This window comes from Bradyrhizobium sp. Kon58, assembly GCF_055807455.1.
The window spans coordinates 130,326-144,433 of the sequence record NZ_JBVVOT010000011.1; the positions used below are offsets into that span (position 1 = coordinate 130,326).

Here is a 14,108-nt window from a genome sequence, read left to right on the forward strand (position 1 = left end):
TCGGCAGCACCTGGCCGCCCGGATCAGCATTCCGGGGTTGATTAAATCGACGCCTTGCGGTTGCATAGGCCAGTTCCGCTACTGGACGGGCGAACGCAGATGGCCGCCACAGAACCAACCGAGCCGGTCGTGCAGAGCCTGGAGCGCTATCGCCTGCGCCTCGGCTTCTGGCAGGCCATCTGGGGCACGCTGATCAGTGGCGGCGTGGCTGTCGCCATTCCGGCCGCGGTCGAAGCCTACAAAGCGCGGCTCGATCTCAGGAAAGCCGAGCAGGAGGTTGCTCTCAAGCAAAAGGAGATCGAGGGCAAGGCCCAGGATCTGCACCAAACCTACATCTCGAAGTTCATCGACACGGCTCTGAACCAGGACATCGAGCTGCGTCTGCGCTTCTCGGAATACTTCTCCTATGTTTCCGACAAAGAGAGCAGAGACCAATGGAGGCTGTATCATGACGAGCTGGAGAAGCGGCGCGACGCGATAAGAAAGAGCATCAATGACAAGGAGATGGACGCGGCGCATCTGAGCGCGCTTCCTAAACCGAGCGAGGCCGAACAGATCAAAATGGCGGCCTTGCGAAGAGAGCTCTATTGGAATTACGCGGAGGTCGGATACGCAAGGCAGGACAGCAATATCACTGTGCCGAGCCTACCGGCCGTTGCCCCGCGGTTCGATTCGAGAGCCATTCAATCGGAGGCTGAGCAACTCTTTGACCAGGCCATCATTGATCCTCAGCGCATGTCCGATGTCGATAAGATGGTTGGGCGCATCCAGGCCAACAAGGAGCGATACCAAGCCATTGAAACCAAGACCAGTGTGCCATGGTACGTCGTGGCGTTGCTTCACGGTGACGTCAATTTCGATTTTTCGCGTCATTTGAACGGCGACCCGCTGTCCGCCAGAACTGTGAATGTGCCGAAGGGGCATCCTTCGCAGGGTGATCCGCCGTTCCCTTGGGAGGATAGCACAATCGACCTCCTAACCCTCGTTGGTTGGCAAGGCATCGATTGGTCCGGCGTCGGAACTGTCCTATTCCGGCTGGAAACCTACAACGGGCTCGGTTATCGGAATCACAATGCCAGATCGCCGTATATCTGGGGGTGCACCAATTTGTACGTTTCCGGAAAGTTCGGACGTGACGCTACGTATGATCCAAATCTGAAAGATACGCGATGTGGTGTGGGTGCGGCGTTGAAAGTGCTCACGCAACGCAGAATCGTTGAGCTACCGTAGCGGACATTGAGTCGTCTAGCGCTTCAGGGTGAACGCGTCCGCGCCGCGCCGATGCTCCCATTTCGCCAACTCGAGCTCAGGCTGCTCGCATTCGACTTCCGGATAGCCGATGCAGAGATAGGCGATGAATTTCCAGGTGTCGGGCACGTCGAGAATGGCGTGGATGCGATCCGGATGGAGGATCGAGACCCAGCCAAGCCCGACGCCATCGGCGCGCGCGGCCAGCCACATCGCGGTGATCGCCGCGACCACGGAATATTCCGTCGTCTCCGGCATCGTCGCGCGGCCGAGGCCGTGACCGACGTCGCTGGCCTTGTCCGCAAACACGGCGAGGTGGCCGGGGGCCTGTTCGAGACCCGACAGTTTCAGCGTGGCATAGCGCGCTGCGCGCTCACCGGCATAGGTATTCAGCGCGTCGACGTTGCACGCTTTGAAATCGTCGATCACTGCGCGACGCCGTGCGGCGTCGTCGACGATGACGAAGCGCCAGGGCTGGCTGAGGCCGACCGAAGGCGAGAGACAGGCCGTCTCGATCAGGCGATCGATGGCGCCGTCAGGCAACGGATCGGCGCGAAAGCGGCGCACGTCGCGGCGCCACACGAACAGTTCGCGCAAGTGCTGGCGGAAGGTGTCGTCGAATTCGACCATCGCGTCACCCTCCGATCTGGAAAGCTGCGGCAACCAGCAGGATCAGGATCTCGCCAGTCTGCTCGAACGCGCCGAGGATGTCGCCGGTCTGCCCGCCAATCTGGCGGATGGCAAGTCGCGCCAGCATCAGGCCGGCGAGGGAGAGCAGGATCAGGCTCACCAGCGCCTTGCCGGGCCCAAGCGCGAGCGTGAGCGTGAGGATTCCAACAGCGAATGCGATTGCAACACTGCGGCCCGGCGGTGATCCGGCGCTCGCCGACAAGCCGTCAGGTCGTGCAGGTGCGACCTGCGACATGAAGGCCGGCAAGCCCGCGCGGGCCGCAGTATGCGCAGCGCACAGCGCGAGCGCGACGGCCCACGGATTGGCGATCGCCGCGAGCGCGCTCCAACGCAGGCCGAACGACAGGATCAGCGCGCAGACGCCATAGGTGCCAATCCGGCTGTCGCGCATGATCTCGAGCTTGCGTTCGCGCGTGCGGCCGCCTCCAAGCCCGTCGGCGGTATCAGCAAGGCCGTCCTCGTGCAGTGCGCCGGTGACGAGGGCGGTCGCGGCCAGCGCGAGCAGGGCGGCGAGGCTCGATGTCAGTCCGAACCGGCTCGCGACCTGGTAGACCAAGGCGCCGGCAAGGCCGACCAGCAGTCCTGCGACGGGCAACGCCCATGTCGCGCGTGCGACAGCGCCGTCGGCTGCGGGCTTCGACGATGCGACGGGGAGGATCGTCACGAACGATGCCGCCATCCTGAGATCGGCGATGACGTCTCGCAAGAATTGGTCGCGCGGCATCATTTCAGTTTCATCGGCAGGCCGGCGACGACGAATTCGACTTCATCGGCGACTTCAGCGATGACCTGGTTCATGATCCCGGCGGCGTCGCGAAAGCTGCGCGCCAGCGCGTTGTCGGGCACGATGCCAAGGCCAACTTCATTGGTGACGAGAACGACGGGGCTTTGCAACCGGGGCAGGGCGCCGGCAAGCTCCTCGATCTCGCGTTCCCAGTCGCGCTCCGCATGCATCAGGTTGGAGAGCCACAGCGTCAGGCAATCGACGAGCCGCGCGCCGCCGGCGTCGGTGGCGAGCAGCGCGGGCACGAGACCGAGCGGCACCTCGCGTTCGATCCAGTCGGTTCCGCGGCGCGCGCGATGTCTGGCGATGCGCGCCTCCATTTCAGCATCGAGAGCCTCGGCCGTCGCGAGATAGACCGGCTGCCCGGGAAAGGCGCGCGTGCGCATTTCCGCGCGCTTGCTCTTGCCCGATCGCGCTCCGCCGGTGATCAAGATGACGGCCATAAAGGTCTCCTGTGGGCCTGCACTAATCACCAAACGCGGCCAAAAACAAAGCCGAAATCCGCCAATCAGGGGCTTGCGCTCCGGCCACCCTTTGCGCAACAGGGGCAGGACAGGAGGCGGGTGTGGGTTTTGCGGGCGCGATGGCGGTGGCGATGGTGGTGGATGCCCTGTTGGGCTGGCCGTCGTGGTTGTTCGCGCGGATCGGCCATCCCGTCACCTGGCTGGGCTGGCTGATTTCTGCCATCGACACCGCCTGGAATCGACCGTCTGATCCGCCGGCATTTCGCCGCGCCGCTGGTCTCGCCGGAGCGCTCGCGGTGATCGGGCTCTCCGTCGCGCTCGGCTGGGCACTTCAGTCTCTGCTTCCGTTGGGTTCGATCCAGATCGTGCTGGTCGGCGTCGTGGCTTGGCCGCTCGTCGCGCTGCGCTCCTTGCACGACCACGTTGCTGCCGTCGCAAATCCCATGCGGGCCGGTGACATCGCCGCCGCGCGCGACGCCGTCTCGCGCATCGTCGGCCGCGATCCCCTGACGCTCGACGAGGCCGGGATCGCACGTGCGGCGATCGAGAGCCTGGCCGAGAATGCATCCGACGGCATCGTCGCACCGGTGTTCTGGGGCGCGCTGTTCGGTCTGCCCGGCATTTTGGGCTACAAGGCGATCAACACGCTGGACTCCATGATCGGCCATCGCTCCGAACGCCACGAAGCCTTCGGCTGGGCCGCGGCGCGCATCGACGATGTCGCCAATTTCATTCCGGCGCGGCTGACCGGATTTCTGTTCGTGCTGCTGGCGCCACAGCGATCGGAGGCGCTGTCGTGCATGAGGCGGGATGCACGCCGTCACCGTTCGCCCAATGCCGGCTGGCCGGAAGCAGCGATGGCGGGTGCGCTCGGCGTGCGGCTCAGCGGTCCGCGAATCTATCACGGCAGCACCACCAACGAGCCATGGTTGAATGAAGCTGCGCGCGATCCGCTTGCCGCCGACATCGATCCGGGATTGACGGTTTACCGCCGCGCCATGCTGCTGCTCGCCGGCGTCCTTGCGATCCTGGCCTTCGCGTGAAAGAACAGCGCATGCGCGAGCACGGTGGAAATCTCGATCAGGCCCAGCAGCGTTTCGGCGGTCGCGCGGAGGACTGGATCGATCTGTCGACCGGGATCAACCGCCTGCCTTATCCCGTGGGCGAGGTGAGCTCGCGCGCGTGGAGCGCGTTGCCGTCCCGCGGCGAGATCGAGGCGCTGCATCAGGCGGCGCGGCACGCTTACCGCACGAGCGCGGCGGTCGTTGCGCTTGGCGGCGCCCAGGCCGCGATTCAACTGCTGCCGCAACTTGCGCCGCCCGGCCACGCGCGCATCCTCGCGCCGACCTACAACGAATATGCCGGGGTGCTCTCGGCCGCGGGCTGGGAGGTGGAAGAGGTCAGCGCGCTCGAGGCGCTGGCCGGCGCGGACGTCGCCATTGTCGTCAATCCCAACAACCCTGACGGACGATGCCACACACCAAGGGATTTGCTGTCACTGCTGCCGCGCGTCGGCCGTCTCGTCATCGACGAGAGCTTCGCCGATGCGGCCCCGCAGCTGTCACTTGCATCCGAGGACCGGCCGGGGCTGCTGATCCTGCGCTCCTTCGGAAAGTTTTACGGCCTTGCCGGCCTGCGGCTCGGTTTCGCGCTCGGCAATGCGTCCGACATCGCCAGGATCGCATCGATGTCGGGGCCATGGCCGGTCTCGGGAGCGGCGATCGCGATCGGCTGCCGCGCTCTGCATCACGATGCCTGGGCCGAGGCCACCTCCGCGCGGCTCGCGCGAGACTGCGCTCGCCTCGACGGCATGGTGCAGTCGCAAGGCCGGACGGTCATTGGGGGGACGCAGCTGTTTCGTCTCTACGAGACGCCTGACGCGCTTGCCGCGCAGGAGAAGCTGGCGCGTCGCCATATCTGGTCGCGCGTGTTCGCGCGGGAGCCGACATGGCTGCGCCTCGGACTTCCGGGCGAGGAACCCGAATGGTCGCGCCTGGCCGAGGCTCTAGCGCGCTAGCGCGAGCAGGCCTTCGACGTTGAAATGGGCTTCGATGTGATCGGCGAGCGCATCGAGCGCGCTCTCGACCTTGGCGTGATAGGGCTCGCGGCCTGCAGGAATGTCGAGCTTCGCCAAAAAGGCCTTGCGGAACTCATCCGACGTGAACAGGCCGTGCAGATAGCTGCCCTGCACGCGCCCGTCGCGCGAGATCGCGCCTTCCGGTTCGCCGTTCAGCCTTGCGAATGGCCGCGCGCAATCGGGGCCGTCGGTGCGGCCGATATGAATTTCGTAGGCTTCGATTGGCTGGTCCGTCGCGGCATGTACGGCCGCGACACGCGTCAGCGTCTTCTGCGGGCTCATCACCGTCTCGACATCCAGAAGCCCGAGACCCGCTGTGTCGCCCGCGGGGCCCTCGATCCCCTCGGGATCAGTGACGCTGTGTCCGAGCATCTGATAGCCGCCGCAGAGGCCGAGCACATGGCCGCCTCTGCGGTGATGCGCCAGCAGATCGATGTCCCAGCCCTGCGCGCGCAGGAACGCGAGATCGCCGCGCGTGGATTTCGAGCCGGGGATGATGACGAGCCTGACGTCGCCGGGAATTGCCTCGCCCGGCCGCACCATCACGAGATCAACGCCAGGCTCGAGCTTGAGCGGATCGAGATCGTCGAAATTGGCGATCCGCGACAGCGCGAGGCAGGCGATCTTGCATTGGCCCGGCTTGCGCGCATCGCTCAGGCCCAGCGCATCCTCAGCCGGCAGCTCGCCGGCGCGCGCGAACCAGGGCAGCACGCCGAAGCCGCCCCATGCCGTCTTTTCTTCGATCAGTCGATAGCCGTCGTCGAACAGCGTGGGATCGCCGCGGAACTTGTTGATGACAAATCCCTGGATCATCGCGGCATCATCCCGGTCGATCACCGTCTTGATGCCGACGAGTTGCGCGATGACCCCGCCGCGGTCGATGTCGCCGACCAGCACGACCGGTACATCGGCCTTGCGCGCAAAACCCATATTGGCGATGTCGGCCTTGCGCAGGTTCACCTCGGCCGGGCTGCCGGCGCCTTCCACCAGCACGAGATCGGCGCGCCCCTTCAGCCGTTCGAAGCTCTCCAGCACCGCGCCCATCAATGACGGCTTCATCGCCGCATATTCACGCGCACGCGCGGTCGCGATGCGTTTTCCCTGCACGATCACCTGCGCGCCGACATCCGTCTCGGGCTTCAGCAGCACCGGGTTCATGTCGGTGTGCGGCTCGACGCGGGCGGCGAGCGCCTGGAGCGCCTGAGCGCGGCCGATCTCGCCGCCGTCGATGGTCACGGCCGCATTGTTCGACATGTTCTGCGGCTTGAACGGAAGGACGCGCAGGCCGCGTCGCACAAAGGCGCGCGCGAGGCCGGCGACGATGAGCGACTTGCCCACGTCCGAGCCGGCCCCCTGGATCATCAATGCGCGCGCCATCGCGAGTTTCTTAGAACTCGACGCCGGCTTGCGCCTTGATGCCGGAGCGGAAGGGGTGCTTGACCAGCGTCATCTCGGTGACGAGATCGGCGATCTCGATCAGCTCGTCCTTGGCGTTGCGGCCGGTGAGCACGACATGCATCATCGGCGGCTTTTGCGTCGTCAGGAAATCGACGACTTCGGCGATGTCGAGATAGTCGTAGCGCAGCGCGATGTTGATCTCGTCGAGCACGACCATGCGGAGATTCGAATCGAGGATCAGCTCCTTGGCCTTCTCCCAGCCGGCGCGGGCGGCCGCGATGTCGCGGGCACGGTCCTGCGTCTCCCAGGTAAAGCCTTCGCCCATGGCGTGGAATTGGCAGAGGTCGCCGAAATGGCCGGTGAGCATGCGGCGCTCGCCGGTATCCCAGGCGCCCTTGATGAACTGCACGACCGCGCAGGGGAAGCCATGGGCGACGCAGCGGACGATCATGCCGAAGGCCGAGGACGACTTGCCCTTGCCGGCGCCGGTGTGGACGATGATGAGGCCCTTTTCGCCGCTCTTGGTCGCCATGATCTTGTCGCGGGCGACCTTCTTCTTCGCCATTTTCGAGGCGTGACGGGCGTCGGTTTCGTCGGCCGTCTGGGTATCCGGTTCTGACGTCATCGGACGGGGTCCTTCGGCTTGACAAGAGGCGGTCGGGGGCAAATGGTGGCCCGACGTTGGTTCCTGTCCTACGACAGGCGAAGAGGGAATGCGATAGGGTCCGAATCGGCAAGATTTGGTTCCAAAATGCAGCCGCCCCCGCGACCGTGACCGGAGAGATGCCCGAAGCCACTGACCCCCATGGGATCGGGAAGGCGGGGATCGAAGGGGAAACCCTGCTCCGGAAGCCGGGAGACCTGCCAGCGCGGACGATTTTGGACCGGCGGACGGGGTGTTCCGCGACGGGGAAACGGGCCTTCGCAAGAACGGTTCGTGGGCCTCTTCGCTTCCCGCTGTTTATTCTGGAAGAAGCGATGACCGTCACACTTCATGTCTGCATCACCTGCCGCGCCGGCGAGACGCTTGGCGAGGGCGAGACGACGCCCGGCAAGCGCCTGCATGGTGCGATCCTCGAGGCCGGCGTGCCCGATGGCGTCAGCGTGGTTCCCGTCGAATGCCTGTCTGCATGCAACCAGGGTTGCTCGGTCGCGCTCAGCGCGCCCGGCCGCTGGTCCTATGTCTATGGTCGCCTCTCGGATGCGCATGCGAGCGATGTGGTCGCGGGCGCCGCGGCCTATGCGGCCGCGCCCGACGGCCTCGTGCCCTGGCGCAGCCGTCCCGAGATCTTCCGCAAGCAATCGCTTGCCCGCATTCCCCCCATTTCCCCCTTGGCCGTCGTGCCGGAGGCCGCCGAATGAATTCGCTCGCAAAAGTCCCGGTCACGGTCGTCACGGGCTTTCTCGGCTCCGGCAAGACCACGCTGATCCAGCATCTGCTCGCCAATGCCAACGGCAAGAAGCTCGCGGTGCTCGTCAACGAGTTCGGCAGCGAAGGCGTCGATGGCGAGATTCTGAAATCCTGCGCCGATGCGAATTGCCCGGAAGAGAACATCATCGAGCTCGCTAATGGCTGCATCTGCTGCACCGTCGCTGACGATTTCATTCCGACCATGGAGAAGCTGCTGTCGCGGCCAGTGCGGCCCGATCACATCCTGATCGAGACCTCGGGCCTGGCGCTGCCCAAGCCGCTGCTGAAGGCGTTCGACTGGCCGGAGATCCGTTCGCGCATCACGGTCGACGGCGTGATCGCGCTCGCCGACGCCGAAGCTGTTGCCGCCGGCCGTTTCGCGCCCGACCCAATTGCCGTCGAAGCGCAGCGCGCGGCGGACGGGAGTCTCGACCATGAGACGCCGCTGTCGGAAGTGTTCGAGGACCAGATCGCCTGCGCCGATATCGTGCTGCTGACCAAGGCGGATCTTGCGGGCGCGGCAGGGCTCGAGACAGCCAAGGCGGCGATCACCGCCGAGATGCCGCGCCGCGTGCCAATGCTGGCGATCACCGACGGTGCGATCGACGCGCGCGTCATCCTCGGTCTCGGTGCTGCCGCCGAGAACGATCTCGCCGCGCGTCCCTCGCATCACGACGGCGAGGAGGATCACGAGCACGACGATTTTGCGTCCGTCGTGATCGATCTTCCCGAGGTCACCGACATCGACGCGCTGGTTGCATCCGTTCAGCGTCTGGCGCGCGAGCAGAATGTGCTGCGCGTCAAGGGTTACATCGCGGTGGAAGGCAAGCCGATGCGCCTCTTGCTGCAAGCGGTCGGCGAGCGCGTGCGGCACCAGTTCGACAAGCCTTGGGGCGCGGGCGGGAGGCGGTCAAAGCTCGTGGTGATCGGCGAGCACGGAAACATTGATGAAGCCGCGATCAAGGCGGGACTCGGTCTTTCAGGAACTAGTATCTGATGCACGTCGTCTTCCGCGAGAGCCGCGGTCTCGAGGAGACCGCGATACCAAGGGACATCGGCCAGGACCCGGCCGATCTCGTGGTGCTCTCGTATTCGGATTCCGATCTTGCCGCCTTCGCGGCCGGCTGGCGCCGTGGCCGCGACAGCCTGCCGTCGCTACGGCTCGTCAATCTCGCAGAACTCCGTCATCCGCTCTCGGTCGACACCTATATCGAGCGCACGCTTGCGCAGGCGCGCGGCATCCTCGTGCGTCTGATCGGCGGTGAGTCCTATTGGTCGTATGGGCTCGCGGCCCTGCAGCAACTGGCGAAGGAGCGCGGCATCGTGCTGGCTGTGCTGCCGGCCGACGGCCGCGATGACACGCGGCTGGATGCGTATTCGACCCTGCCGGTCTCGACGCTGCGACGGCTCAAGGTGCTCTGCGACACCGGCGGCCCCGTCGCATCGCAAGCCGCGATCGCGCAGCTTGCGCTGGCTTCGGGCCTCTATGCGGGACCTGTTATCGGCGAGATGACCGTGCCCGAGATGGGCTTTTACGATCCGGCGCGCGGTGTCATGGCGATGCCGCAGGCCCGCGAAGGGAAGCCGCACGCACTGGTGATCTTCTATCGCTCCTATCTCACCGCGGCCGACACTGGCCCGGTCGATGCCCTGATCGGCGCATTGCGCGAGAAGGAGTTCGACGCGCATGGTGTGTTCGTCACCTCGCTGAAAGCCGCGGGGGTTGCGGCTTGGTTGCGCGAGTATCTGGCGCAAAATCCTCCGGCCGCGATCGTCAATGCGACGGCGTTCTCGGCGATGGGGGACGACGGCACGACGCCGTTCGACGCCGCATCCTGCCCGGTGTTCCAGGTCGCGCTCTCCACGGCACGCCGCGAGGACTGGGCGAGTTCGCTCCGCGGCCTGTCGCCCGGCGACCTCGCGATGCATGTGGTGCTGCCCGAGGTCGACGGTCGCCTGTTTGCGGGCGTGGTCAGCTTCAAATCGGCCGCGATGCGCGATCCCGATTTGCAATTTTCGCATCTGGCACACAGGCCCGACGACGAGCGCGTGAAGGCCGTCGCCGCGCGCGTTGCGGCCTGGCATCGCCTTGCGGTGAAGCCGGCCGCCGAAAAGCGGATGGCACTCGTACTCTCGAACTATCCGGGCCGTCCGCATCAGATTGCGCATGCGGTGGGTCTCGATGCGCTGGCCTCGGTCGAGGCCCTGGTGTCCGATCTCGCGGAGGCCGGCTTCGATGTTGCGCCGGTCCATGGACTCGGCGACTCGCTGCTCGAGCAGACCTTGAGCTGGAGCGTTGCCGATTACCGCGCTGCGCTGTCGCGCCTTCCGCAAGTCTTGCAGGATGATCTCGTGCAAGCCTGGGGCGCGCCGGAGACCGATCCGGGTTGTCGCGACGGCGCGTTCCATTTCGCCACGATTCAATGCGGCCGGTCCATCATCGCGGTTCAGCCGGAGCGTGGCGATGCGACCGCGCGCGATGCCGACTATCACGATCTCGCCCGCACGCCGCGCCATGCCTATGTCGCGTTCTATCTCTGGCTCCGGCAGCAGGGCTATGATGCCGTCGTGCACATGGGCGCGCACGGCACGCTGGAATGGCTGCCGGGAAAATCCGTGGCGCTGTCGCAGGCGTGCTGGCCGGAAGCCCTGATCGGCGATTTGCCCGTCATCTATCCCTTCATCGTCAACGATCCCGGCGAGGCCGCGCAGGCCAAGCGGCGCCTGGGTGCCGTCACGATCGGCCATCTGCCGCCGCAGCTCGCGGCATCAGCGGTGCCGGACGGGCTACGCAGGCTCGAACAGCTCCTCGACGAATATTCGACGGCTGATGGCCTCGATCCTGCCCGCCGCCAGCGTCTGATTGCCGCGATCCGCGACGAGGCACGCGCGGCTGGCCTGGAAGACGATCTTGGCCTCGATGCAGCCGCCGCTCCGGCCGAAGCGATCCCGCGGATCGACCGCTTCGTCTGCGATCTCAAGGAAAGCCAGTTCGGCGACGGCCTGCACGTGTTCGGCCGCGGCGTCTGCGGCGATGCGGAACGGGACGCTTTGCGGGCCGCGCTTGCTGGACGCCGCGTCGCGCCGGGGCCGTCAGGCTCACCCTATCGTGGCCGGCAGGACGTGCTGCCGACCGGGCGTAATCTCTTTGCCGTCGATCCGCGCGCGGTGCCGACGCCGTCGGCGCATGCGCAAGGCATTAAGCTCGCCGAAGAATTGCTACGTCGTCATCTGCAGGATCACGGCGACTGGCCAAAGGGCCTCGTCGTCGATCTCTGGGGCTCGGCGACGATGCGCACCGCGGGCGAGGAGTTTGCCATGGCGTTGCATCTGGCCGGCCTCGCGCCGCGCTGGGATCACGCCTCCGGCCGTGTGACCGGCTACGCCATCATCGCGCCTGCCGAGCTTGGCCGGCCCCGCATCGACGTCACGCTGCGTGTCTCGGGCCTGTTCCGCGACGTCTTCTCGGGCCTTGCGCAATTGTTCGAGGCGGCAGCCGAGGCGCTGTCGGCCCGCGAGGACGAGGGCGACGAAAATCCATATCGCCATCGCACATCGCGCGTGTTCGCGCCGCGTCCCGGACAATACGGCGTCGGCCTCTCGGCAATCCCGGACGCCTTCACGCCCGAGACGCGCGAAGCCGCCGGCGAAGCATGGCTCTCGGCATCGTCATGGGCGTTCTCGGCCGACGGCGAGATCAAGCTCGATCGTGCCGATATCGAGAAGCGGCTCTTATCGGCCGATGCTTTTGTTCACGTGCAGGATTTGCCTGAAACCGATCTTCTGCTCGCGGCCGACTATGCCGCGCATGAGGCCGGCATTGCGGCTGCCGCAGCCTATCTCGGTGCGGCCGGACCATCGCTCTATCATCTCGACGCGACGCGCCCCGAGCAGCCGCATGCGCGTACGCTGACCGAGGAAATCTCCCGTGTCGTCCGCGCGCGCGCGGCCAATCCGGCCTGGATCGCCGGCATGATGCGCCACGGTTTTCGCGGCGCGGCCGAGATCACCGCGACGCTCGAGCACATGGCCGCCTTCGCGCATCTGGCCGGCGCGGTGCCGCCGCATCTGTTCGACCTCTACTACGATGCGACGCTCGGCAGTGAGGACGTCCGCGCCTTCATGGCCCACGAGAATCCGGCGGCCCTGGCGGCGATGGAGACGTGTTTCACGCGCCTGCATGAAGCCTCGCTCTGGCGTACGCGCCGCAATTCGATCGCGGCGGCGCTGCGGGAGGCGTCATGAGCGCTTCGGTGGTCAAGGGCTGGTGTCCCGGCGCGCTGCGCCCGATGCAATCGGGCGACGGGCTCGTGGTCCGCGTGCGTCCGTTCGGCGGACGGCTCGATGCGGCACAGATCTCCGGACTGGCCCATCTTGCCGAACGCCATGGCAACGGCCTGATCGACGTGACCAGCCGGGCCAACCTCCAGATCAGGGGTGTCAACGAGACCAGCCACAGGCTGCTGCTCGACGGCCTTTCGCAACTGGCGTTGCTCGACCCGGACGCTGACACCGAATCCCGTCGCAACATTCTTGTGACGCCGTTCTGGCGTGCCGGCGACGCGACTCAATCGCTCGCCGCCGAACTCGAGGAGGCGCTTGCCGATAGCACGCTCGAACTTCCAACCAAGTTCGGCTTCGCGATCGATGACGGCACCTCACGCGTGCTTGCGGGCGATTCCGCCGACGTGCGGATCGAGCGCGATCGTTCCGGCGGACTGCTGGTGCGGGCTGATGGCGACAAACTCGGCCGCTCCGTCGCGCGCGGCGAGGCCGTGACCACGGCGCTCGCATTCGCCAACTGGTTCGTGACCTCAGGCGGCGCCAGAGGCGGGCGAGGGCGGATGGCGGCGCATCTTGCCGCCGGTGCAATCCTGCCGGAGGCATTGTGCGGCGAGGCCGAGCCGGCGCCGATCATGGCGGCGGCGCGTCCCGGCCTCTATTCGCAAGGTGCGATGGTCGGCGTCGCCTTCGGGCAGATGGCGCATCCGACCCTCGACCAGTTCGCCGGCTGCGGACATGCGCTACGCATGACGCCATGGCGGATGGTTTTGAGCGAAGGCAAGCGCGCGATGCCGAACGCGACCGGTCTCATCACCGAGGCCTACGACCCTGCGCTGCGCGTCATCGCCTGTAGCGGTGCGCCGCGCTGTCGCGAGGCGCATGCCGATACCCGCGGCCTTGCCGCGGCCCTGGCGCCGAACATCGGCGCGGCCGCGCGGCTCCACGTCTCCGGCTGTGCCAAGGGCTGCGCCCATTCCGGTCCCGCCGCCATCACTCTGGTTGCGACCGGCGCCGGCTTCGACCTCGTGCGCGCCGGGTCGACGCGCGATGAGCCCATCCTGCGGGGGTTGAACCGCGACGACATCGTCAAAGATCCCTCCATCCTGATGGGAGGGCACTGATGCCGCACATTTACGAGACCGACGGCGCGGCGATCTACCGGCAGTCCTTTGCGACCATCCGGGCTGAAGCCGATCTTGCGCGCTTCACGCCGGACGAGGAGCAGGTGGTGGTGCGGATGATCCATGCGGCCGGCATGGTGGGCCTCGAAGCGCATATCCGCTTCACATCAGGCATGGCGGTCGCCGCGCGCGCGGCCCTGCAGAAGGGCGCACCGATCCTGTGCGACGCGCGCATGGTCTCCGAAGGAATTACGCGGGCGCGGCTTCCCGCCGCCAACGCTGTCATCTGCACGTTGGGCGACGAGGCTGTTCCCGCGCTCGCGCAGTCCATGCGCAACACCCGTTCGGCTGCGGCCCTGGAGCTATGGCGCCCGCATCTCGACGGCGCGATCGTGGCGATCGGCAACGCGCCGACCGCGTTGTTTTATCTCCTCAACATGCTGGAGGACCGGAGCTGCCCACGGCCCGCGGCGATCATCGGCTGTCCTGTCGGCTTCGTCGGCGCCGCGGAGTCCAAGGCGGCGCTGATGGCAGATCCGAAGGTCCCCGCGCTCACAGTCGAAGGCCGCCTCGGTGGGTCCGCGATCACGGTCGCCGCCGTGAACGCGTTGGCGAGCCGGAGCGAATAGCG

Annotated in this window: 13 protein-coding genes and 1 riboswitch; of the genes, 8 read left to right on the plus strand and 5 right to left on the minus strand. The window is 66.3% G+C overall.

The window, feature by feature from the left end; translation table 11 throughout:
- Positions 1-99: 99 nt before the first annotated feature.
- Positions 100-1,230, plus strand: coding sequence for a hypothetical protein (locus AC0L20_RS20020; protein ID WP_473291215.1), 1,131 nt, complete (start codon positions 100-102; stop codon positions 1,228-1,230).
- A 15-nt stretch (positions 1,231-1,245) separates the two neighbouring features.
- Here AC0L20_RS20020 and bluB read toward each other — a convergent pair whose 3' ends face one another.
- The 3 genes from bluB to cobU are packed head-to-tail and all read right to left on the minus strand — an operon-like array spanning position 1,246 to position 3,165.
- Positions 1,246-1,878: a 5,6-dimethylbenzimidazole synthase gene (gene bluB / locus AC0L20_RS20025; RefSeq protein ID WP_473291219.1), complete on the minus strand. Its 633-nt coding sequence runs from the start codon at positions 1,876-1,878 to the stop codon at positions 1,246-1,248.
- Positions 1,879-1,882: 4 nt separating this feature from the next.
- Positions 1,883-2,665 (minus strand): adenosylcobinamide-GDP ribazoletransferase, encoded by a 783-nt coding sequence (gene cobS, locus AC0L20_RS20030; protein WP_473291223.1) that lies wholly within the window; start codon positions 2,663-2,665, stop codon positions 1,883-1,885.
- The gene (gene cobU / locus AC0L20_RS20035; protein ID WP_473291225.1) at positions 2,662-3,165 is read right to left on the minus strand and encodes a bifunctional adenosylcobinamide kinase/adenosylcobinamide-phosphate guanylyltransferase; all 504 of its coding nucleotides are present in this window, start codon (positions 3,163-3,165) and stop codon (positions 2,662-2,664) included. The genes cobS and cobU overlap by 4 nt, the downstream gene beginning before the upstream one ends.
- Positions 3,166-3,287: 122 nt before the next feature.
- Between cobU and cbiB the strand changes: the two genes are divergently transcribed.
- Together cbiB and cobD are read left to right on the plus strand one after the other, a co-directional pair.
- Positions 3,288-4,229, plus strand: coding sequence for an adenosylcobinamide-phosphate synthase CbiB (gene cbiB, locus AC0L20_RS20040; RefSeq protein ID WP_473291228.1), 942 nt, complete (start codon positions 3,288-3,290; stop codon positions 4,227-4,229).
- 11 nt (positions 4,230-4,240) lie between these two features.
- Positions 4,241-5,203 (plus strand): threonine-phosphate decarboxylase CobD, encoded by a 963-nt coding sequence (gene cobD / locus AC0L20_RS20045; RefSeq protein WP_473291230.1) that lies wholly within the window; start codon positions 4,241-4,243, stop codon positions 5,201-5,203.
- On the opposite strand, the gene AC0L20_RS20050 is transcribed toward cobD, so the two are convergent.
- Positions 5,192-6,640 carry a cobyric acid synthase gene (locus tag AC0L20_RS20050; protein WP_473291233.1) on the minus strand — a complete coding sequence of 483 codons (1,449 nt, stop codon included), beginning with the start codon at positions 6,638-6,640 and terminating at the stop codon, positions 5,192-5,194. The two genes, cobD and AC0L20_RS20050, sit on opposite strands and share 12 nt — an antisense overlap.
- A gap of 10 nt (positions 6,641-6,650) precedes the next feature.
- Complete coding sequence (gene cobO / locus AC0L20_RS20055; RefSeq protein WP_473291235.1) at positions 6,651-7,286, minus strand: cob(I)yrinic acid a,c-diamide adenosyltransferase; 636 nt, start codon at positions 7,284-7,286, stop codon at positions 6,651-6,653.
- Positions 7,287-7,326: 40 nt separating this feature from the next.
- Positions 7,327-7,544, plus strand: a riboswitch (cobalamin riboswitch).
- A gap of 95 nt (positions 7,545-7,639) precedes the next feature.
- Here cobO and AC0L20_RS20060 point away from each other — a divergent pair.
- Genes AC0L20_RS20060 through AC0L20_RS20080 form a run of 5 tightly spaced genes read left to right on the plus strand, consistent with a single transcriptional unit; the run spans position 7,640 to position 14,106 of the window.
- Positions 7,640-8,023: a DUF1636 family protein gene (locus AC0L20_RS20060; RefSeq protein ID WP_473291237.1), complete on the plus strand. Its 384-nt coding sequence runs from the start codon at positions 7,640-7,642 to the stop codon at positions 8,021-8,023.
- Positions 8,020-9,069 carry a cobalamin biosynthesis protein CobW gene (gene cobW, locus AC0L20_RS20065; RefSeq protein ID WP_473291240.1) on the plus strand — a complete coding sequence of 350 codons (1,050 nt, stop codon included), beginning with the start codon at positions 8,020-8,022 and terminating at the stop codon, positions 9,067-9,069. The genes AC0L20_RS20060 and cobW overlap by 4 nt, the downstream gene beginning before the upstream one ends.
- A complete protein-coding gene (gene cobN / locus AC0L20_RS20070; RefSeq protein ID WP_473291242.1) occupies positions 9,069-12,317 on the plus strand; it encodes a cobaltochelatase subunit CobN in 3,249 nt (1,082 codons plus the stop codon). The genes cobW and cobN overlap by 1 nt, the downstream gene beginning before the upstream one ends.
- Positions 12,314-13,477, plus strand: a complete 1,164-nt coding sequence (cobG, locus tag AC0L20_RS20075) for a precorrin-3B synthase (RefSeq protein ID WP_473291244.1) — start codon at positions 12,314-12,316, stop codon at positions 13,475-13,477. The genes cobN and cobG overlap by 4 nt, the downstream gene beginning before the upstream one ends.
- Positions 13,477-14,106 (plus strand): precorrin-8X methylmutase, encoded by a 630-nt coding sequence (locus AC0L20_RS20080; RefSeq protein WP_473291246.1) that lies wholly within the window; start codon positions 13,477-13,479, stop codon positions 14,104-14,106. Before cobG ends, AC0L20_RS20080 begins: the two co-directional genes overlap by 1 nt.
- Positions 14,107-14,108 lie beyond the last annotated feature (2 nt).